Raw genomic sequence first — 20,209 nt, forward strand, 5'->3', positions numbered from 1 at the left:
CGCGGTGTCAGGCGTCCGGCGCGTCGGTGGCGCCGGGCGCGTGGCGCGGGAGAGTGAGCGTGAAGGTCGTGCCCTCCTCCGCCGAGGAGCGCACCCGCACCTCGCCCTGGTGCGCCCGGACGAACTCCCGGACGATGTAGAGGCCCAGCCCCACGCCGCCCCCCGAGGCCCGGCGTCCGCCGTGGCCTCCGGTCCGGAAGGGCTCGAAGAGGTGGGGCAGCAGGGCCGCGTCGATGGGCCTGCCCTGGTTGTTCACCTCCAGCCGCTGCTCTCCGGCGGCATCCCAGAGCTGGATGGTGATGGGGTGGGACTCGTCGCCGTGCTCGAGCGCGTTGCCCACCAGGTTGGAGAAGACCTGCGCCAGGCGGTCCGCGTCCCAGTGGCCCTGGGTGTTGCCCTCCACGGTGAGCTGGAGGCCGCGCCGTGGGTAGATGGCCGTGAATTCGTCCAGCACCCGGCGGCACACCTGTTCCAGGTCCACGGCACGGCGCACCACCGGGAGGGCCCCGTCACGCGCCCGGACGCTGTCGAGCATCTGGCGCGTCAGCCGGGTCATGCGCCGGGTGGTCTCCTCGATGCGCGCGAGGCTGGTGTTCTGCGCCGGGGTGAGGTTGGGGGCCTGCGCCAGCATCTGCGAGGACAGTCGGATGGCGGCCAGCGGGCTGCCCAGATCATGGCTGACGATGCCGAGGACACGCTCGACGAGCCGTGTCTCCCGGGCCGACTCCTCCTCGCGCCGCTTGTGCTCGCTCACGTCCATCATCGCCCCGATGAGCCGCTCGGGCCGCCCCTCGGGGCTCCGGTCGATGTAGCCACGCTCCAGCACAGCCGCGTAGGTGCCGTCCGCCCGCCGGAAGCGGTACTCGCTCGACCAGTGCTCCTCCTGGCCCTCCATCGCGGCGTGCAGGGCGCGCAGGACCCGGGGCTGATCGTCCGGGTGGATGCGCTCCCTCCACCAGCCCGGTGACGTGCCGCACTCCTCGGGCACCTCGCCGAACACCTCTCCGAGCGCCGTGCTCCAGTGCATCTCTCCGCTGCCCAGGTGCCAGTCCCACAGCACCTCCCGGGTGGCGCGCGCCACCAGACGGTAGTGTGCCTCGCTCTCCTGGAGCGCCCGCTCCAGGTGCTTGCGCTCGGTGATGTCCCGGGAGATGCCGAACAACCCGGTGACGGCTCCCGTCTTCTCGTCCCGCAGCGCCCCCTTGGTGCACAGCCACACCCGCTGGCCCGCGAGATCCTCGTCCTCGTACGTCAGGGGCCGCTGGGCGGCGAGCACCTCTTGATCATGCGCCCGCGTGGCGCTCGCGTCCTCGGGCAGGAAGATGTCCTGGTCGCCATGGCCGATGATGTCCGCCGGCGAGGCGCCCATCGCGCGCGCTCCCTCGGGGTTGATGAGCGTGTAGCGGCCGTGGAGATCCTTGGCGAAGATGGCGTCCGGGGAGCAGTGGATGACCCGCTGGAACAGCTCCCGATCGCGCCGCAGCGACTCCGTCTCCCGCCGCTCGGCGGTGATGTCGCGGATCCACAGCATCAGGTGCCCGGCGCGCTGGGCCGCGTCGATGTGGAAGACGACCCGGTCCTCTCCCTCGCCATGGCTCAGCTCGGTGGAAAGGCTTCCCTGGCCCTCGAGCGTGTCTTCCCAGCGCAGCAGCTCGCGCACGAAGGGCTCCTGCTTGTCCTGCTCGAGGATGTCCCGCAGGCGCAGGCCCGCGAACAGGTGCGCGCCCGGCACCAGGCGCCGGGTGGCGGGATTGGCCTGGATCCACAGGGCATCTTGAAGGGGCGTCTGGGAGTTCAGCGCCAGCCTCAACAGCACCAGGCCGTAAGGCGCGAGCGACCAGAAGGAGCTCGTCACCGCCTCGATGCTCTCCACTCCCCCCGCTGCAATGGCTCGCATGGAAAGACCCTAGCGCGCTCCTTCCGCCGGCTTGAATCGGCCCCGGGTCTGATACCAGTGTTCTTGTTAAAACCAGTTTTCCATGAAAGATGTTCACCGGCTCGGAGCGGGCGGAGCCATGTAGAACTGGAAGCGAGTCACCGGCCGGTAGCCCATGCGGCGGTAGACGGGCAGTCCCGCGGGGGTGGCGTGCAGCACCGTGCGCTCCAGGCCCCAGGCGCGATGGGCCTCGGTGAGTGCGTGGCGGATGACGGCCTCGGCGCAGCCGAGCTGCCGGTGGGGGGGGAGGGTGGCGACCATCGAGATGTAGGCGACGTCGTCCGCGCGCATCACGGCCGTGCAGCTGGCGGCCTGCTCGAGGCGGTAGCCGACGAAGCCCAGGTTGTCGCCGGAGAACATCGCCGGGACATCGAACACCTGGCGTCCGGTGGCCAGCGCCACGTCGTAGCTGAGGGAGTTGAGGTCGGCGAGGTCACCCCGCACGTGCGCGTCACTCGCCGCGCGCATGTCCAGGCGGGGCAGGGGACGGGCGGGGGGAAGCAGCCGCTCGGCGACCATGCCGGTGGCCACCACGCTGGGCGTCAGGCCCAGGGGCGCGAACAGGGACGCCGCGCGCGCGCGCAGGGCGGGAGGAACCCAGTCCTCGCACAGCGCGAGCATCCAACCCTTTCCCCGGGGGGTGAAGTAGCGGGCGGCGGTGGTGGCGGCGTGGCTCAGGGCCGCCTCCGTGTCCACCGGCGCGGGCAGGAAGGCCGCGTTGAGCATGGCCCAGGGGACGTTGCTCGCCGCGAGGCTCACCCCGGGCGGGTCGAGCACCTCGCCCGTGGGACTGCCGCGGGCGAAGAAGCGCCAGGCGTCTTGGAAGCGGGTATTGGACTCGTGGATTTCTTCTGGGGACATGGGGGCTCAGCGCGAGCCCGCATTATTGGAACCCCTCTCTCCAAAGGCCAGCGTCGTGAGCGAGCCCGAGTCGTAGAGGAACTGGTAGGCCGCCGCGCTGCCCAGCACCCGCTTGACGTACAGGCGCGTCTCCTCCACGGGAATCTGCTCCACCCACTCGTCCAGCTCGGCGTTGGGGAAGCGGGAGATCCACCGGTCCACCGCGCCCGGGCCGGCGTTGTAGCTGGCCACCGCGTACGCCAGGTTGCCGGAGAAGCGCCGTTGGAGGCCGCCGAGGTACGCCGAGCCGAGGCGGATGTTGTGGTGCGGCTCGAGCAGGGCGTCGGGCGTGGCCAGCGTCAAGCGCAGCTCGCGCGCCACCACGGAGGCGGTGGCGGGCATGAGCTGGGCGAGCCCGAGCGCGCCCGTGGACGAGCGCGCCTTGGGATTGAAGGCGCTCTCCTCGCGCATGAGGGCCTGCATCAGATCCGGGTTCACCTTCGCCGAGCGGCAGTGACGCACCACCAGCTCGCGGAAGGGCTGGGGGTAGGCCGCCGAGTAGATGAGGCGCGTCTCGGCCTCGGTGGGCGCGGCGAGTCCCTCACGCCGGAAGGCCCAGGCGATGGGGCGCGCGTAGCGCTCGTTACCCGAGGTGTGCAGCAGGTGGAACAGCAGGCGGATGGACTCCTCGTCGCGGCCCTTGCGGTCCACGGCCAGCAGCTCCGCGGCCGCCTCGCGGTGGCCGAGCCGCAGCATCTCCAGGCCGGTGACGAAGTGCGCGTCCTTCATGAGGGCGCCGGCCTCCAGGGGCCACACCTCGGCGGGGCTCGTGGGCTGACGCAGCTGGGCGACGATGGCGTTCGCGCGCTCCGGGGCCTCGTGCGCCAGGCGCGAGCGCGCCAGGAGGCCGTACCACGTGGCCGCGCCCTCGGCGGACACCCGCTCCAGCAGCGCGTGCGCTTCCACCGCGCGACCCAGGCCGGGCAGCAGGCGCGCGCGCCAGTAGCGGGCCCGCTGCACCGACTCGTGCGTGGATCCCGTGCCCCGCAGGGCCTCGATGCGCGTGAGGGCCTCGAGCGCCGCCTCGTTCTTGCCCTCGGCGCGGTACATCCAGAAGCGCTGGAAGAGGGCCTCGGAGGCGAAGTTGCCCTCCGGGTAGTTGGCGATGAGCTGATCCAGGTAGTTCACGGCGGCGGCCTTCTCCCCGCGCTCCTGCGCCTTGCCCGCCGCGTAGAAGAGGGCGTCATCGGCGTAGGGGTGCTTGGGGTAGTCGCGCGCGAGCTGGAGGTAGGTGTTGATGGAACTCTCCGGCTCCACCACCGACTCCGAGTAGCCCAGCACGTAGAGGGCGCGGGGCCGCAGCGCCGCGTCCTGGCACTGCTCGGTGACGGGCCGCAGCACGCGGATGGCGTGGGAGTGCTTGCGCTCCTTGCGCAGGGCGGTGCCGTAGGCGAAGTGCGCGCGGCAGGCCAGCTCGTCGGGCAGCTCCAGCTTCGGCAGCATCTTGCCGAGCGTGTCCATGGCCTCGCGGTTCTGGTGCAGCGACAAGAGCGTCTCGGCGCGCGCCACCTTCCACTTGGGCACGTAGGGCAGGTCGCGCAGGCCCTTCACCGCCGCGCTGGCCTCCTTGGAGAAGGGGTGCAGCGCCCACACCGCGAGGTGCGCCCGGTGCTCGCCGTTGTAGTCGGCCTGGTAGCGCGCCAGCCGGGCGATGGTGAGCCACGCGGCGGACTGGTCGGGGTCCGCCGGCCGGGGCGTGTCCGTCTGCACGAGCGGCGTGAGGGCCACCACGGCCGCGGCGTAGTCGCGCTTGCGCTTCTCGAGCAGCGACGCCATGCCGAAGCGCGCGTCGGTGTAGCGCCGCGCGCCGGGCTTGACGGCCTCGTAGTGGGCGATGGCCTCCGTCCACTTGCGCTGCTTCTCGTAGGCCCGCGCCGCCTCGAAGTGGCAGTAGTCGCTCATCGCGGGCCAGTCCTGGGCGAGCCCCGCGAGCTCCTCGGCCGCCACGGCCCACTGTCCCTGGCCGAACGCGCTCATCGCCCGGAGGTAGCGCACGGGCGCCGTCGGCGCCTCCTTGTCCAGCAGTTGCCGGGCGACGCGGTAGCGGCGCTGGTCGTACGCGCTCTTGGCCTGGGCGAGCACCCCCTCGGCGAAATAGGAGGTGAGGCTCGTGCCGTCGAGCTTGTTCACCCACTTGCGCTCACCCGGCGCCACCGGTTCCGCCGGGCCGAGGGTGAACTCGGGGGGAGCTTCCTCGTCCTCGCTGTCGAGCGAGGAGTTGAGCTGGGGTTTGGCCGAGGCGCTCTCGGCGAGGTTGGAGATGTCCGCGCCGCCGGGCGGAGTGAGCGCGGCGGGTGCTTCCGCCCACACGGGAGTCACCCAGAGCGCGGCAACCAGCGGCCATTGCTTCCATCCGAGCATCGTGTCTTGCAGTCCCACACCATTCCCCTGGTCGAGGCCCGAGCCGTCAGTGAGGGCCTGGAAATAGGGACGGCGGGGAAGCCTGGGGAGTGAGGGAGCGTGCGTCTTCGCACGCGGGCGTTGTCCGGTGCACGGCACACATTCGCTCCATTCGCGTGGCGGGCGGATTCACACGGGGTGCGATGTTGTCTCGTGAACCCGACAGGGGCCGCTCATGTCATAGGGTAGGGCGCCATGCCCATCACCCAACTGGAGGTCGCCGGCTACCGCTCGGTGCGCAAGCTCGTGCTCCCCGTGGGGCCGCTCACCGTCATCGTGGGGCCCAATGGCAGCGGCAAGACGAACCTCTACCGCGCGCTCCACCTGCTGTCCGAGGCCGCCGAGGGCCGGCTGGCGCGGGCGCTCGCGGAGGAGGGCGGGGTGCCCAGCGTGCTGTGGGCGGGCGCGCGCGAGCGGGGGCCCTCGCTGCTGACGGTGGGCGTCAGCTGGGGGGAGCTGGAGTACCAGTTGACCCTCGGCGCGGTGCCGCCCCAGGTGGACGAGAATGGCGAGCCCCTGAGCCTCTTCAACCTGGATCCCGAGGTGAAGGAGGAGCACCTGTGGGTGCTGGAGGGCCGGCGGCGCGGGGTGCTGCTGGAGCGCAAGGAGCGCACGGCCTTCCTCCGGGACGCGGACGGCGAGCGCGTCACCTACCCGGTGCGGCTGTGGGCGGGCGAGTCGGTGCTGTCGCAGCTCGCCGAGCCCCACCGCTTCCCGCGTCTGGCCGAGGTGCAAGGCACGCTGAGGGAGTGGCGCTTCTACCACCACTTCCGCACGGACCTGGAGGCGCCCCAGCGCTCGCCCCAGATGGGCGTGCGCACGCCCGTGCTCGCCCATGACGGGAGGGATCTCGCCGCCGCGCTGCAGACCATCCTCGAGGTGGGAGACGCCGGGGGCCTGGAGAGCGCCGTCTCCGATGCCTTTCCGGGCGCGCGCCTGGAGATCCAGGCCCCCCGGGGACGCTTCAGTCTGCTCCTGCACCAGCCGGGGTTGAAGCGCCCCCTGTCCGCGCGCGAACTGTCGGATGGCACGCTGCGCTACCTGTGCCTGCTGGCGGCGCTGATGAGCCCCCGGCCCCCGGCGTTCCTCGCGCTGAACGAACCGGAGACGAGCCTCCACCCGGACCTGCTCGAGCCCCTGGCGGCGCTCATCGTGAACGCCTCGCGCGACAGCCAGGTGTGGGTGACGACCCATGCGGAGCCGCTGGCCCGGGCCCTGGCGCGGCGGGCGCGGGTGGACCCCCTCCGGCTGACGAAGGAGGGGGGGGCTACCCGGGTGGTGGACCCGGAGATGTCCGAGGACTGACACAGGGCGTGCAACCCCGTGGGAAAGGGTGCACCTTGAAGGGCGTCATGAGTCCACGTGCCACCGTTCCCCCTGATGACTTCCTTCTCCTCGTGGGCGTGCTTCCCGAGGTGCTGCAGGACGCGGTCCGGGAAATGCCGCCCGGCGAGGTGCTCGAGGTGGTGATGGACCTGGGGCGCCCGCCCGAGGCGCGGCTCGTCGGGGGAGTGGCCAGGCTGTCCGAGGCCCCCGTCACCCGCAAGGAACTGGAGCAGGTGATCGCCCAGGTGGGCAGCGTGGGCGAGGACAACCGCGCCGGCATCGAGCGCACGCTCCACCGCGTCTCCGCCATCCGCAACCGGCGGGGCAAGGTGGTGGGCCTCACGCTGCGCGTGGGCCGCGCCATCTTCGGCACCATCGACATGCTCAAGGATCTCATCGCCTCGGGCCAGAACATCCTGCTGCTCGGCCGGCCCGGGGTGGGCAAGACGACGAAGCTGCGCGAGGTGGCGCGTGTGCTCGCCGATGACCTGGGCAAGCGCGTCATGGTGGTGGACACCTCCAACGAGATTGGCGGCGATGGCGACATTCCCCACCCGGGCATCGGCGGCGCGCGCCGCATGCAGGTGTCGCGGCCGGATCGCCAGCACGACGTGATGATCGAGGCGGTGGAGAACCACATGCCCGAGGCCATCATCGTCGACGAGATTGGCACCTCGGCCGAGGCCGCCGCGGCGCGCACCATCGCCGAGCGGGGCGTGCAACTGGTGGCGACGGCCCACGGCAACACCCTGGAGAACCTGGTGCTCAACCCCACGCTGTCCGACCTCGTCGGCGGCGTGCACACCGTCACGCTCAGCGACGAGGAGGCCCGGCGGCGCCACACCCAGAAGACGATCACCGAGCGCAAGGGGCCGCCCACCTTCGACGTGGTGGTGGAGATGGTGAGCCGCGACGAGGTGCGGGTGCACGGCGATACCGCCGAGGCCGTGGACCGGCTGCTGGCCGGAGAAGTCCCCGGAGGCGAGCAGCGCCAGCTCGTCGGGGGACAGGTGGAGGTGAAGCCGGCCTCCCCGGTGGACAGCCCCCGGCCGGCCCGGGGCGCCCCGTCGCCGGCCCGGCCGCCGCCCCCGCCGCTGCGTCCGCTCGCCGCTCCGTCCCGGCTCGCCTCGGGCAAGGCCCGGCCCGCGGCGCCGGAAGCCCCGCGCCCCGAGTCCCTCTCCCGGGAGGAGGTGGAGCGCAGACATCCGGGACTGCGTCAGGGCACCACGCGTCTGTACGCGCACGCGGTCAGCCGGGATCTGCTCGAGCGGGTGCTGCGCGACCTCGCGGTGGACGCGAAGGTCATCGGCCGCCTGGAGAGCGCGGACCTCATCCTCACGCTGCGCTCGCGGGCCAATGATCCGAAGCTGCGCAAGCTCGCGGGCAAGGCGGGGGTGCCGGTGCTGGCCATCAAGCGCAACAGCTCGTCGGAGATGCGGCGGGTGTTGCGCGACGCGTTCCTCTTGGCCGAGGGGGAGAACGAGGAGCGCATTCGCGAGGCGGTGCTGGAGGCCGAGGAGGCCATCCAGCGTGTCCTGGGCGAGTCGGTGGTGGTGCCGCTGGCCCCGAGACCTCCGCGGCTGCGCAAGCTCCAGCACCGGCTCGTGTCGCGCTACCACCTGGAGGCGATCAGCCACGGCAGCGAGCCCCAGCGCCACCTCGTCATCTACCCGCTCGGAGCCCTGGTGGACGCGCCGCGCGAGTCGGAGTTCGAGGACGAGGAGGCGGACGACGAGGGGGCCGAGCAGCCCGCGACGAACTGAGCGGGGCGCGAGCGCTCAGGGCGCGTTCGCGTCCCCCACGCCCTTGAAGGGGTTGAACGTGTACGTCGTGGAGAAGCGCGAGGCCGGGCTGAAGTAGATCGCCGCGAGCTTCGCCGGATCCGTGGCGATCTCACCCCGCGCGACGGCGCCGTCGTTGCCGTCGTCCCAGCCCCAGGGCGCGTTCGCCGAGTTGGTTCCGCACTGGCCCGCCACGTAGCCGCAGCCCCCGCTGGTGTCACCGCGGAACGTGCCATCGGAGGCGAACAGCTCGGACAGGGAGCGGCGCGTCCACAGCCCCTCGGAGCCGTAGATGTCGAGGAGCTTGTAGCGCACGTCCGAGTCGCTGGCCGACGAGGGCTCCTCGGCGGTGGTCAGCGAGGGGTAGTACTTCACGCCATCGCCGTTGATGTCGTATTGCGGCCAGGCCTTGAGCCCGTGGCCCTTGGCCTCCTGGGCGGTGATGGGGTGCTGGAGCCCCTCGAAGTCCGCGGTGGACAGCTTGCCGTCGAGCGACTCCGCGCCCGAGGTGAGCGGGCTGCCGTCCGGCGTGTACGAGAAGAAGTCCTTGTGCGCCACGGTCACCGCGCCCACGAGCGAGCCGTACTCCGTGCCATTGCGCTCCACGATGAGCAGCACGCCCTCGCCGTCGTTCTCGTGCTCCGTGTCGAAGATGGAGTCGAACCAGTCGCGCGGGTGGAAGAACGTATAGACGATGTACCAGTGCGAGCTCGTCTCCACGACGGACTGATAGACATAGGCGGGCAGCGCCCTGGACGCGGCGTTGTCCCAGTTGTTCGTGCCGCTCCAGTCCCCGTCGAAGTCGACCCGGGTGATGTAGTCGGCCTTGCCGCTGATCGCGTGCGAGCCCGTCACGTCCACGTCCTGGTAGTGGATGGGGGCCCAGCGCTTGGCGAGGGCGGCGCGGAACGCGGCCGAACCCGCGTTGCCCGCGAGCGCTCCCCGGGTCTCCCCGAGCGCTTCTCCTTCCAACGGGCTCGTGCCGCAGGCGGACAGCAACATCACGGCGGCGGGGAGGACGGCGCGTGCGACGAATCCACGACGAGGGCGACGAATGGAAACCATAAGGGGTTCTTCCTTTCTCGCGCCGCACTAAAAGCTCGCCGGGCTGGTGGGGTAAACTTTTTTTTCTGGGTTTCACCCGGTTTTTGCCCGTGCGATGCGCAACCGCCAAGAAGCGGCCCCCACCAGGACCGCCGCCCGCGAAGGTGACGCGGACGGCGGAGGAGCCGCGTGGCGTGGGGTTCTTACATCGGGCCCGCGCAGTTGGCGGTGTGAGCGCCGGCGGGGCACCAGAAGTTGCGGATATTCAGGCCGTCCTTGGTGCCGGTGCGCGAGGTGCAGGCGTTGGGGGACCAGTTGGCCTCACGCAGGGTGATGCGGTTGGGGTTGGGGGCGGTGTCCACATCCGCGACGAAGGCGGCGTGCCCGTACACGTGCGACGTGGGGATCATCGCCACACACCCCACGTGGGCGTGGTTGCTGTTGATCACCGCGACCTTGTCGCTCCAGTAGGTCAGCCCATAGGGGAGGTTGGGCGCCCTGCACCGCGCGAACAACACACAGTTGTCGCAGTAGTCCGTGCAGGCCGCGGACTCCGCGGTGGCGGTTTCCTCCGAAGCCTGGGGCGCCACGTCCTCCATCTCCATTTCGGTTCCGCCACATCCGGTGGTGGCGAGCGCGAGGGCGAGCAGGGACAACGAGAGGAGCCGCGTGGGGGACGAGATCATGGTGGAGGGTTCTCCGTGGACGGGTGGGTGCGGACGCTGCGGACCGGGCACCTCCCTCTGGAGGCGCCCTCATGAAAAAGGAGAGTCCGGACTTCCACCCGTCCCAGGAAAAAGAATTAAAGCGGGAATATTTCTGGTCCGGACCATCCTGGGGTAGTCAAGGGTGTGCCCGGTCCCATCCAGGGACACGGGTACACCCTGCGGGATGGACGCCGGGCGCCGCCGTGCCGTCCGTCGCCCTGTCGATCGCGCAGAGAATCGGAAGGCTCCGCGGATGACTCCAGACATGAAGAACAATCGGGTCTCGCACCCGCTCGTGATGCTCGTCGTGTGCCTCCTCGCGTTGCTCCCGCGGGAGGGGCGGGCCGAGGGGCGCGAGGTTTCCAGCCTCGCCCCGAGCTTCAAGGTGCTGGCCTTCTACAATGGCACCTGGGACGCGGCCCACATCGACTTCGTCAAGGAAGCCAACCTCTGGTTCCCGCGGCTCGCCGCGCAGCACGGCTTTTCCTATACGGCCACCAACAACTGGGATCAGCTCAACGCCAGCACCCTCGCCCAGTACCAGGTCGTCATGTTCCTGGACGACCTGCCTCAGACGGCGGCCCAGCGCTCCGCGTTCCAGCAGTACGTGCAAGCGGGGGGCGGCTGGATGGGATTCCACGTCTGTGCGTTCACCACCTCGCCGGCGGACTGGAGCTGGTACCACCAGCAGTTCCTCGGCTCGGGGTCGTTCAAGTCGAACACCTGGGGCCCCACCACCGCGGTGCTGAAGGTGGAGAACCGGACGCACGCGTCGACCGTGAACCTCCCGGCGACCTTCACCTCGGCGGTGAGCGAGTGGTACAGCTGGAGCAACAACCTGCGCGCCAACCCGGACATCCAGGTGCTCGCCTCGGTCGACCCCGTGAGCTTTCCGCTGGGCACCGATCCGAACCAGTCCTGGTACAGCGGCGACTACCCCATCCTGTGGACGAACAAGAAGTACAAGATGCTGTACGCGAACTTCGGCCACAACGCGATGAACTACTCGAACAACACGCCGCTGTCGTCGACGTTCGCCAGTGAGATCCAGAACCGGTTCATCCTCGACGGGCTGAAGTGGCTCGGGGGGAGCGGAGGCACGCCGCCCCCTCCTCCGGGTCCGATCTCTCCGACCGCCTGGTATTCGGTGGTGGGCCTGGGCGCCGGCAAGTGCGTGGACGCGAGGTCCGCCGCCTCGGCGGATGGCACCGTCATCCAGCAATACACCTGCAATGGCACCCAGGCGCAGCACTTCCAATTCCAACCGACCAGTGGCAACTGGGTGCGGATCAACAGCCGCCTCAACAGCGCCCAGACGCTCGACGTGACGAACGTGTCCACGGCCGATGGCGCGCCCATCCAGCTATGGGTTTACAGCAATGGCAACAACCAGCAGTGGCAGCCCGTGGCGGAGGCCGGTGGTTCCTACCACTTCGTCAACCGCCACAGCGGCAAGTGCCTCACCGCCACGGGCTCCGCCGACAGCACCCAGTTGGTGCAATACACCTGCAACGGCAGCCCCTCGCAGTCGTTCTCCCTGACCCAGCAGCCGTAAGCGGGCCACCGTCCCCGCCCCGTGGGACTGGAGGGCGGGGCGCTCTCCGCTCAGCGGCCGCGCGGGGCGGGGCGACGTGCCGCCGCGGGGCTCTGCCGCGGGAGGATCCCGGTGCGGACCACGGGGTCTCCCGGCTCGAGCAGGGTTCCCTCTCCGCCCACCATCACCGGCGGTTCGGAGCCGGTGAAGTAGAGGTCGGTGTTGGGCGCCTTCACCACGAGGGAGGCGAGGCCGATCTCCGGGTGGATGATGACGTGCTCCGCGTCGAGGGTCCGTCCGGCGATGGTGAGGTTCCGGGTGCCTTCGCGCGAGAGCGTCACCGTGACCTTGCGCGGCTTGGGCGTGGTGGCGAGGGCCTGGAGCTTCACGTCCTCGCCCTGGCGCAGGCGCGGCATCAGGTTCTTCGCGGCCAGGACGAAGCCCACGCCGGCGAAGGTGCGGCCCGGCTCCACCTTCAACTTCTCGTTGTAGCGGCGCGTCTTGCCGTCCTTGACGAGGGTGCCCGTGGCGCGCCCGCTGCCGAAGTCGATGTCGAACTGCCGCGTCGCCGTGCCGCCCTTGAGCTCCCGCCACCGCCAGCGCTCCTGGGCGAGCTCCGGCTTCTGGGTGAAGATGGCGAGTTCCTCGATGCGCCGTCCGTCGTTGTAGTCGTACGTGAGCAGGACGTGGAGTCGCTCGCCCTCGGTCCACTGGGTGAGCATCCCCTTGCCCAGGGCCTGTCCCGCGGGGGTCGTCACCGACAGCTCACGGGTGTCGTTCTTCTCCGGATAGCGTTGTTCCAGGGCCCAGGCCGGAGAGGCGAGCCCACACAGCAGTCCCAGGCCGAGCAGTAGTCTTCCACGCAATGAACGAGAGGTCCGAGCCATGCCTGGGAATATGCGGAGCACCCGGCCTTTCGGGGAGCACGGCGCGAGGCACTCCAGCGGCTTCCTTCCCGTCCGGACTCCAGGCGAGCGTGCACGGCGCGACTCGCACCGGGACTCGAGGGCGACATCCCGGTTGACCCCTGGGTGTCCATTAATTTTAATTATTGCGTATTAATGGCGTATAAAGCAGATTCATCCATGTCATGGATCTGCTCTACGCGCGCGCACAGATGGGGCTGTCCCTCGCCTTCCACATCCTCTTCGCGGCCGCGGGCATCGCCCTGCCGCTGTTGATGGTGCTCAGTGACTTGAAGGCGTGGCGGACGAGGGATGCGGACTACACGGCGCTGAGCGTGAAGCTGGCGAAGGGGACGGCCATCCTGTTCGCGGTGGGGGCGGTGAGCGGCACGGTGCTGTCGTTCGAGCTGGGGCTGTTGTGGCCCGGCTTCATGGGCACCTGGGGCGAGGTCATCGGCCTGCCGTTCGCGCTGGAGGGGACGGCCTTCTTCACCGAGGCGGTGTTCCTGGGCATCTACCTGTATGGACGCGATCGGATCTCCCCGGGGCTGCACCTCTTCTCGGGGGTGATGGTGGCGCTGAGCGGAGCGGCGAGCGCCTTCTTCGTCACGCTCGTCAACACCTTCATGAACGATCCGGTGGGCTTCACGCTCACGGCCACGGGGCCGGTGGACGTGGACCCGGTGGCGGCGATGTTCAGCCCGGGCTGGGTGCACCAGACGACCCACACGCTCGTCGCGTGCTACCAGGCGAGTGCCTTCGCCATGGTGGGCATCCACGCGCTCGTGTTGCTGCGCCATCCGGGCCTGACCTTCCACCGCAAGGCGCTGTCGGTGGCGCTGCCGCTGGCGTGCCTGTCCGCCCTGGTGCAGCCGCTCGTGGGCCACCAGTCCGCCGAGCACGTGGCCCGGGCGCAGCCGGTGAAGCTCGCGGCGGCGGAGGCGCTCTTCGAGACGCAGCGGGGCGCGCCCCTGAGCGTGGGCGGCCTGCCGGACATGGAGACGGGCACTTTGCGCTACGCGCTCGAGCTGCCTCGGGGCCTGTCCCTGCTGGCGTTCAGCGATCCCAACGCCGAGGTGAAGGGGCTGGAGGAGTTCCCCCGGGACGAGTGGCCTCCGGTGACCAAGGTGCACCTGGCCTTCCAGGTGATGGTGGGGGCGGGGGGCGCCATGGCGTTGCTGGCGCTGGTGACGCTCGCGCTGCGCTGGCGCCAGGGGGCGTGGCCCGAGGGGCGGCGGATGCTGGGGGCGTGGCTGGTGTGCGGGCCGCTCGGGGCGGTGGCGATGGAGGCGGGGTGGCTCGTCACCGAGTGGGGCCGCCAGCCGTGGATCCTCCGGGGGGTGATGCGCACGGCGGACGCGGTGACTCCGGTGGGCGCGCTGGCGGTGCCCTTCTGGACGTTCACGCTCGTCTACCTCTTCCTGGGCGTCATGGTGGTGTTCCTGCTGGTGCGGCAGGTGGCGGGCACGGTGCCGCACGGGCGGGAGCCGCACGAGGTGGCCCATGCCCACTGAACTGCTGCTGGGAGGCGTGTTGGTGGCCGCCCTCGTCCTCTACGCGCTCTTCGGGGGCGCGGACTTCGGGGGCGGGGTGTGGGACCTGTTGGCCTCGGGGCCGCGCCAGGCGAAGCAGCGGGAGTTGATCGCTCGGGCGCTCGGGCCGGTGTGGGAGGTGAACCACGTCTGGCTCATCCTCGCCGTCGTCATCCTCTTCTCGGCGTTTCCCCGGGCCTTCGCGGCGCTGTCGGTGGCGCTGCACGTGCCGCTGACGCTGCTGCTGCTGGGCATCGTGTTCCGCGGCACGGCCTTCACCTTCCGCACCTACGACGCGCGAGCGGACAGGGTGCAGCGCCGCTGGGGGCTCGTCTTCAGCGGGGCGAGCGTGCTGTCGCCGGCGGTGCTCGGGCTGTGCGTGGGGGCCATGGCGGGGGGCGAACTGGGAGGAGGGGAGCGCGGCCTGTTCTCCGGGTGGCTGTCGCCCTTCGCGCTGGCGGTGGGGGTGTTCGCGTTGTGCCTGTTCGCCTTCCTGGCGGCGGTGTACCTCACGGCGGAGACGAGCGAGCCGGCGCTCCAGGAGGACTTCCGGCGCCGGGCGCTGGGGGCGGGGGTGGCGGTGTTCGTGGCGGCGCTGGGGGTGCTGGTGCTCGCGCGGGGGGGAGCGCCCCGGGTGTGGGAGGGGCTGACGACCTCGTCCTATGCGCTGGTGCTGCACGCGGCGACGGCCGTGGTGGCGGTGCTTGCCTTCGGGCTGCTGCTCACCCGGCGCTTCGCGTGGGCGCGCGTGGCGGCCGCGGCGCAGGTGGGCCTCATCGTCGCCGGATGGGCGGCCTCGCAGTACCCGTACCTCGTGGTGCCGGACCTCACCCTCCAGTCAGCGGCGGCCTCGCCCGTGGCCCAGCGCGTCCTGTTGATGGCGCTCGCGGTGGGCGCCGCGCTCATCTTCCCCTCGTTGCTGTTGCTGTTCCGGGTCTTCCGCGCGCCTCCCAGGACGTCCTGACGAGCGGCCACCTCACCGAGCCCCCGCTTTTCATCGTTCCTTTCCATGCCCAGCTTGGAGCCAGGGAAAGGCCGGGAGATGGGCACGGAGCGACCGAGACGCAGGGCGCCGGGCTGGGCGAAGGCGCGCATCTACACGGTGGGCCATTCCACGCGCTCGGCGGAGGAGTTGGTGGAACTGCTCCAGGCGCATGGCATCCAGACGCTCGTGGACATCCGCACGGTGCCCCGCTCGCGGACGAATCCCCAGTTCAACCGGGACACGCTGCCCCGGACGCTCGCGCGGGCGGACATCCGGTACGTGCACATGGCGAGGCTCGGAGGACTGCGGCGCGCGCGGGCGGACTCCCCCAACGGCGCGTGGCGCAACGCCAGTTTCCGAGGCTACGCCGACTACATGCTGACGGACGAGTTCACGCGGGGGCTCGAGGAGCTGCGGGAACTGACTCCGGACGGGCCGCTGGCGCTCATGTGCGCCGAGGCGGTGCGCTGGCGGTGTCACCGCTCGCTCGTGGCGGACGCGCTGTTCGCCCGGGGCGTGGAGGTGCGGCACATCACCAGCCGCACCCGCGCCGAGCCGCACAAGCTCACCCCCTTCGCGCGGCTGCACGGCAGACAGGTGCTCTATCCCGAGGACAGTACTTCGTCCGCGGACCTGTCCGCGCCCAGTGAATCGGGGCGCTGAGGGAGTGAGCCCGGAGCCTGGGGATAGTCCACCAACGTGGGCGGGAACGTTCTTGCCATCTTCCTCGCCCGTGATTCGTTCGCGGCTCTCATGCTGCCTTCGGTCCGCTCCGGCTGTTCCCGGTTCATCCTCCTGCTACTGACCTGCACGCTGCTCGGTTCGTGCGCGGCCGGCCCGCGGCACTCCGGCTTTTCTGGCGGAGCCTTGCGCTTCGATACGGAGACGGCAGGCCGTATGCGCCATGCCGCGGCCCTGAAGAGAGCGGCGGGTGTAGTGGTCTCCACCGTTGCCGTGGCCTCGACGATTGGCCTCCTGGCTCCCGAGGTCCTCGGGTTTTTCCAGAACGATGAGGAGGAACTCTCTCGGTTGGAGGTAGCCCTCATGGCGTGTGTCCAGCGAGCGGAGCGGGACATCAACGCCGAGCGCTTTGGCTACGGCGCCCCAACCGCTGCTGACTGCAATGCGGTGGTGGGGGCGGACCGGTGCGGCAGGCCCATCTACCAGTCCATGGAACTGGGTACCCTGAAGCACGCCCATGCCCTCGCCTGTATGCAGGACATCTTGAAAGAACTCTGGCCTGGCCCTGTCAGCATCGAGCAGCGGTATCGTTTCTATCGCCATGCCAAGGTCCTCGAGACGATCAGCCGTGAGCAGGAGAAGCGCCTTCTCGATGCGGACTGTGCCGAAGAACTACGGGGCACCATCAAGCCCGATGTCGTCCTCCACGCGGACCGTCATCTTCTCCGGGCCATCCTGATCCTGGATCTCAAGTTCCCTTGTCCCGGGGACAGAGAGCCCAGGTGGACAAAGTACGGTGACAAAAGTCCCTATGATGGTTTCAATCAGGGTCAAATCTATCAGGAAGCGTTGGGCGGAAAAGCCTTGATGCTGTCTCCAAAGGGGATCTTCGATTGAGCGAGCGCTACCCTGTGGTGCAAGTGCGTGGAATAGATGGGCAACTCACTGTCCGAGATGGTCTCATCCTGTGCTTCTTCATGCGGCGCAGGTACCCGGAGATTGCTCAAACGGTCTGGCTTGCTCTGCAAACCTATCTGCGTGCCATCCCTTCTGGTTCTCTGGGGTGGTATGTGGATCAACAGGGAGACATGCAGTCGCTGGATGAGCAGGGTTGGATGCATATTCGCGAAAAAATCCTGAATCGCCCCCTGGCTCATGCCTGTCTCGTCGAGTTGTTGCAGTACGAGTCTGGAGTGGGGGGCTACAACTTCGAGTATGCCGGCTACCAGCTTGACTCTCAGGTCCTCAATGACGAGAAAGCGGCCTGCGCCATCTCCTTCTCACTGCCCACGGAGTATCTCCTGGAGCACGGTCCGGACAAGGTCCGTGCCCTGGCTCTCGAACTGTCTCGCGATCTGCCCTTCAGCTTCGGCTACGCCAGCCTGGCCTTTGTTGCCCCCTGCGGGCAGTGGTATTCGGTTCGCAGGGAGTTGTTGCCCCTCCTCGAGCGTTACCGGGGGTTCGACCTTTACAGCCTCGGCAAGACCAGCCGAGTTATTGGCACCGGTGCCCGCGGTGCCTATTGGCTCACCTTCCTGGGTCAACCCCTGCTGAGCCAACTCGGCGGCCTGGAAGTGCTGCGTCGCGAACTGCCTTTCCCCGAGGTCTCCTTCGAGTCCCTGGAAGGAGAGCGTCTACTGCTCACCCTGGGAGAGTGGCCCAGCCCCATGGATATCCGCGAGCACATCAGCCGGCCCCACTTCAGGGCCCTCGCCCACCTCCTGGAGCCCTACTTCCCCGAGGAGAAGATTGGCCTCACCTCGCTGTTGGAAAACCGCAACATGGCCCGTTGGCTCCGCCGCTTCTGCTTGTGAGTGTCCGCCAGCCCTTCGCGCCCTACTCCTGTCAGGACTGAGCCGAGGGACACGCGTATGAGGTATTTCAGAGTCGAGGAGGATAGGTCCTCGCGCTACACGGGTGATGTTGATGGCGCGCACAAGTGGGGGCTTCCAGGCATCTTCTGTTGCCCTGTCTGTCAGGCCACCTGGAGCGGCGGCTCCAAGACGTACCCCTCGGTGGATTTGACATCAGTCTCCCAGAGAGCTGACTTCGAAGAAGCCCGGGCCGAGCCCATCGAGGAGTACGAAAGACTGAGTGAGATGGTACGCCCGCACCTTCCTTCCGGCGCCATCGTGGAGCCGGGCTCTTCCTTTGGTCCGCTCGTGGGAACGGCACGGGGTTCCTTCGGGTCGTTCGTCACGCCGGTTCCCTGGTGGCTACTGGTTCGGCGTGAGGCATTGGAGAAACTCCAGGCCGAGGGTCTACGCGGTCTCAAGGGATGCCCAACCCAATTGCGCTTTCGCCAGCGTGTTTCGCCAGAGTTGCTGGAACTGGAACTCCTCCCCGTGGGCCGGCTCCACCCGGATTGTTTGCCCCCGGAGCGCAAACCGCCCTGCGCTCGCTGTGGCCGCCGTGGTGTTCGCCTGCCCGAAACCCTCTTGCTGGACGCCGCGACCCTTCCCCGCGATCTGGACGTCTTCCGGCTGGAGGACTTCTCCACCGTCATCCTCTGCTCTGAACGGTTTGCCGATGCCTGTCTGCGCCTGGAACTCGACGGTGTGAGCTTTCATCCCCTGCCCGCGAAGTGAACCAGGATGTACGCGGCGGATGTCCGTGACGGCCTGGCCTCCCGGCTCATTTCCCAGGGGCGCGCACCGCCAGGACCGCGGGCACGAACTCCTCGCGCACGGCCCGGGCCAGCAACTCTGGCGGCAGCAGCCCTTGGTGGACGAGGAAGGTGTTGAACGCCATGCGGTCGAACTTCGTCCCGAGCGCGAGCTCCGTCTCGGCGCGCAGCTCCAGCAGCCGCGTGTACCCGTAGAAGTAGCTGCCCGCCTGTCCCGGAGAGCGGGACGTGTAGCGGTCAAGCTCCTGCCGGGCCATGGGTACGGACAGTCCCACCTGCTCGGTGAGGATGCGCAGGGCCTCCTCGGGTGAAATCTGTCCCAGGTTGAGCATGGGGTCCAGCATGGCGCGGGCCGCGCGCAGCAGGCGGAACTGCAGGGCGATGAACTGGCCGTCGAGGGGCTCGTACGGGAGCATCTCCGCCTCGGCGTAGAGCGCCCAGCCCTCGACGTTGACGGAGTTGAAGGCGAACAGGCTTCGCGCGAGCGACACGCCCCGCTCCATCATGGCGGCGAACTGGAGCTCATGCCCCGGGCGGCCCTCGTGGGCGGAGAGGCTCCAGGCCGCCGCCCCGAAGGAGAAGTCATCCGAGGGCCCGTTCTGGCCGCCTGCCTTCGGACTGCCCAGCGACAGCACGAACTGGCCCGGCTTCCCGCTCCCTCCCACGAAGTCGGGCAACTGCATGTAGGGGGCGGGGTGCGCGGCGCTCTCGGCCTCCGAGGCCATGCGCATCACCACCGGACGCGAGGGCAACTCCACCACCCGGTGCTTCGTGATCGACTTCTCCAGCTCGCCCAGCACCTCGCGGTAGTGCCCCTGGAGCTTCTCCCGGCCCAACTGCTCCTTCTTCAACGCGCGCAGCACACCGAGCGTGTCCGTGGCCGGCAACCGCCGGGCCTTCGCCACGAGCGGCGCCAGGGCCGCCAGCTGCGCGCGCAGCTCCACGAACGCCACCTGCGCGCGGCGCACCAGTTGCTCGGGCGGCAGGTCGATGCCCATCTGCCTCAGCTTGAAGGCATACAGCTCGGGTGGCAGGCGGACGTCCTCGCGCGCCCGGGGCAGCACCACCTCGCGCCGCCAGCGCGTGTCCTCCTCCACCTGCTTCTCGAGCGCCGCCAGGGCGGGCTCGGCGCCCTCGAGCTTGTACTCCGTGAACAGCTCCCGGATGCCCCGCACGTAGGTGGGGGCCTCGCGCATCGCCTGCTCCAGCGCCGGCTTCACCGGCCAGAGCCGGCCGGGCTGGGTGAGCCCCTCCTCGAAGCGTGCCCGGGCCAGGTGCGTCAACGGGGTGCTGCCCGGTTCCAGCCCCACGTAGCGCCGCAAGCGGGGCAGGGCGTGGGCACGGCGCTCGGGGGGCACGTCCTCCTGGAGCAGCTCGCGCAGGCCGAGGAACATCACCTGGGGCGCGTCCACCCAGTGCAACAGGTAGCGCTCCTGGAGCGTGGAGTCCTGGATTCCCTCCTCCACGGCATCCACGAGGATGCGCAGATCCTGGCGGACGTTCGGATCCTTCTCCGCCTCGAGCCGCTGCTCCAGGGTGGCCTTCGCCTGGGCCATGGCGGCGCGCTTGCGCCCGGCCACCCCGGGGCCCAGGTCCATCACCTGCTCGTCCCGCCCGGCCATGCCGAGCGCCGAGGCGTCCTCGGGGTCGAAGCGCGCCAGGAGCTCCAACAGCACCTGGGCATGGGCGTCACTGCGTGCCACCCACTCGGGCTTGCCCGCCTGGGGCCGTGCCAGGGCCGTGGAGGCCAGGAGGAAGAGCACCAGTCCCGCGATTCTCCGTGAAGCCATGTCATCTCCCGCCGGGGGTGAACCCCGGTCCGCCCTGTCCTGACGCGTCAATCGGTGGAGCC

16 protein-coding genes are annotated in these 20,209 nt (G+C 69.5%); 9 read left to right on the top strand and 7 right to left on the bottom strand.

From position 1 onward, the window contains the following. Positions 1-7: 7 nt before the first annotated feature. The 3 genes from D187_RS50030 to D187_RS17690 all read right to left on the bottom strand — a co-directional run bounded on the left by D187_RS50030 (position 8) and on the right by D187_RS17690 (position 5,215). The gene (locus D187_RS50030; protein ID WP_051256401.1) at positions 8-1,897 is read right to left on the bottom strand and encodes a PAS domain-containing sensor histidine kinase; all 1,890 of its coding nucleotides are present in this window, start codon (positions 1,895-1,897) and stop codon (positions 8-10) included. 93 nt (positions 1,898-1,990) lie between these two features. Next, the gene (locus D187_RS17685; protein ID WP_002626636.1) at positions 1,991-2,797 is read right to left on the bottom strand and encodes a GNAT family N-acetyltransferase; all 807 of its coding nucleotides are present in this window, start codon (positions 2,795-2,797) and stop codon (positions 1,991-1,993) included. A gap of 6 nt (positions 2,798-2,803) precedes the next feature. Further along, entirely contained in the window at positions 2,804-5,215 is a 2,412-nt protein-coding gene (locus D187_RS17690) for a lytic transglycosylase domain-containing protein (RefSeq protein WP_002626638.1), read from the bottom strand. A gap of 216 nt (positions 5,216-5,431) precedes the next feature. Between D187_RS17690 and D187_RS17695 the strand changes: the two genes are divergently transcribed. Continuing rightward, positions 5,432-6,541 (top strand): AAA family ATPase, encoded by a 1,110-nt coding sequence (locus D187_RS17695; RefSeq protein WP_002626640.1) that lies wholly within the window; start codon positions 5,432-5,434, stop codon positions 6,539-6,541. Between the two features lie 47 nt (positions 6,542-6,588). After that, positions 6,589-8,325 carry an AAA ATPase domain-containing protein gene (locus tag D187_RS17700; protein WP_051256403.1) on the top strand — a complete coding sequence of 579 codons (1,737 nt, stop codon included), beginning with the start codon at positions 6,589-6,591 and terminating at the stop codon, positions 8,323-8,325. A gap of 15 nt (positions 8,326-8,340) precedes the next feature. On the opposite strand, the gene D187_RS17705 is transcribed toward D187_RS17700, so the two are convergent. Both D187_RS17705 and D187_RS17710 read right to left on the bottom strand, forming a co-directional pair. Beyond that, positions 8,341-9,408, bottom strand: a complete 1,068-nt coding sequence (locus D187_RS17705; RefSeq protein WP_002626644.1) for a hypothetical protein — start codon at positions 9,406-9,408, stop codon at positions 8,341-8,343. Positions 9,409-9,590: 182 nt separating this feature from the next. Beyond that, positions 9,591-10,073: a hypothetical protein gene (locus tag D187_RS17710; protein ID WP_002626645.1), complete on the bottom strand. Its 483-nt coding sequence runs from the start codon at positions 10,071-10,073 to the stop codon at positions 9,591-9,593. Between the two features lie 286 nt (positions 10,074-10,359). On the opposite strand from D187_RS17710, the gene D187_RS17715 reads away from it, so the two are divergent. Beyond that, complete coding sequence (locus D187_RS17715; protein ID WP_043430272.1) at positions 10,360-11,649, top strand: ThuA domain-containing protein; 1,290 nt, start codon at positions 10,360-10,362, stop codon at positions 11,647-11,649. A 50-nt stretch (positions 11,650-11,699) separates the two neighbouring features. Here D187_RS17715 and D187_RS17720 read toward each other — a convergent pair whose 3' ends face one another. Then, on the bottom strand, positions 11,700-12,494 hold the full coding sequence (locus tag D187_RS17720) for a hypothetical protein (RefSeq protein ID WP_002626650.1): 795 nt from the start codon (positions 12,492-12,494) through the stop codon (positions 11,700-11,702). Between the two features lie 224 nt (positions 12,495-12,718). Between D187_RS17720 and D187_RS17725 the strand changes: the two genes are divergently transcribed. The 6 genes from D187_RS17725 (at position 12,719) to sitI6 (ending at position 18,319) form a co-directional block, all read left to right on the top strand. Beyond that, positions 12,719-14,047 (top strand): cytochrome ubiquinol oxidase subunit I, encoded by a 1,329-nt coding sequence (locus D187_RS17725; RefSeq protein ID WP_002626652.1) that lies wholly within the window; start codon positions 12,719-12,721, stop codon positions 14,045-14,047. Then, complete coding sequence (locus D187_RS17730; RefSeq protein ID WP_002626654.1) at positions 14,037-15,029, top strand: cytochrome d ubiquinol oxidase subunit II; 993 nt, start codon at positions 14,037-14,039, stop codon at positions 15,027-15,029. The genes D187_RS17725 and D187_RS17730 overlap by 11 nt, the downstream gene beginning before the upstream one ends. Before the next feature lie 78 nt (positions 15,030-15,107). After that, entirely contained in the window at positions 15,108-15,713 is a 606-nt protein-coding gene (locus tag D187_RS17735; RefSeq protein WP_002626655.1) for a DUF488 domain-containing protein, read from the top strand. Between the two features lie 36 nt (positions 15,714-15,749). After that, complete coding sequence (locus tag D187_RS17740) at positions 15,750-16,628, top strand: hypothetical protein (RefSeq protein ID WP_245591747.1); 879 nt, start codon at positions 15,750-15,752, stop codon at positions 16,626-16,628. Then, positions 16,625-17,545, top strand: a complete 921-nt coding sequence (locus D187_RS17745; protein WP_245591748.1) for a type VI immunity family protein — start codon at positions 16,625-16,627, stop codon at positions 17,543-17,545. Before D187_RS17740 ends, D187_RS17745 begins: the two co-directional genes overlap by 4 nt. 57 nt (positions 17,546-17,602) lie before the next feature. Next, complete coding sequence (gene sitI6 / locus D187_RS17750) at positions 17,603-18,319, top strand: SitI6 family double-CXXCG motif immunity protein (protein WP_043430277.1); 717 nt, start codon at positions 17,603-17,605, stop codon at positions 18,317-18,319. A 46-nt stretch (positions 18,320-18,365) separates the two neighbouring features. Here the strand turns inward: sitI6 and D187_RS17755 are convergent, their stop codons facing one another. Beyond that, positions 18,366-20,147 carry a DUF885 domain-containing protein gene (locus D187_RS17755; RefSeq protein WP_002626660.1) on the bottom strand — a complete coding sequence of 594 codons (1,782 nt, stop codon included), beginning with the start codon at positions 20,145-20,147 and terminating at the stop codon, positions 18,366-18,368. Positions 20,148-20,209 lie beyond the last annotated feature (62 nt).

Origin of the sequence: Cystobacter fuscus DSM 2262 (assembly GCF_000335475.2) — a bacterium.
In the GTDB taxonomy this organism is placed as follows: Bacteria; Myxococcota; Myxococcia; order Myxococcales; family Myxococcaceae; genus Cystobacter; species Cystobacter fuscus.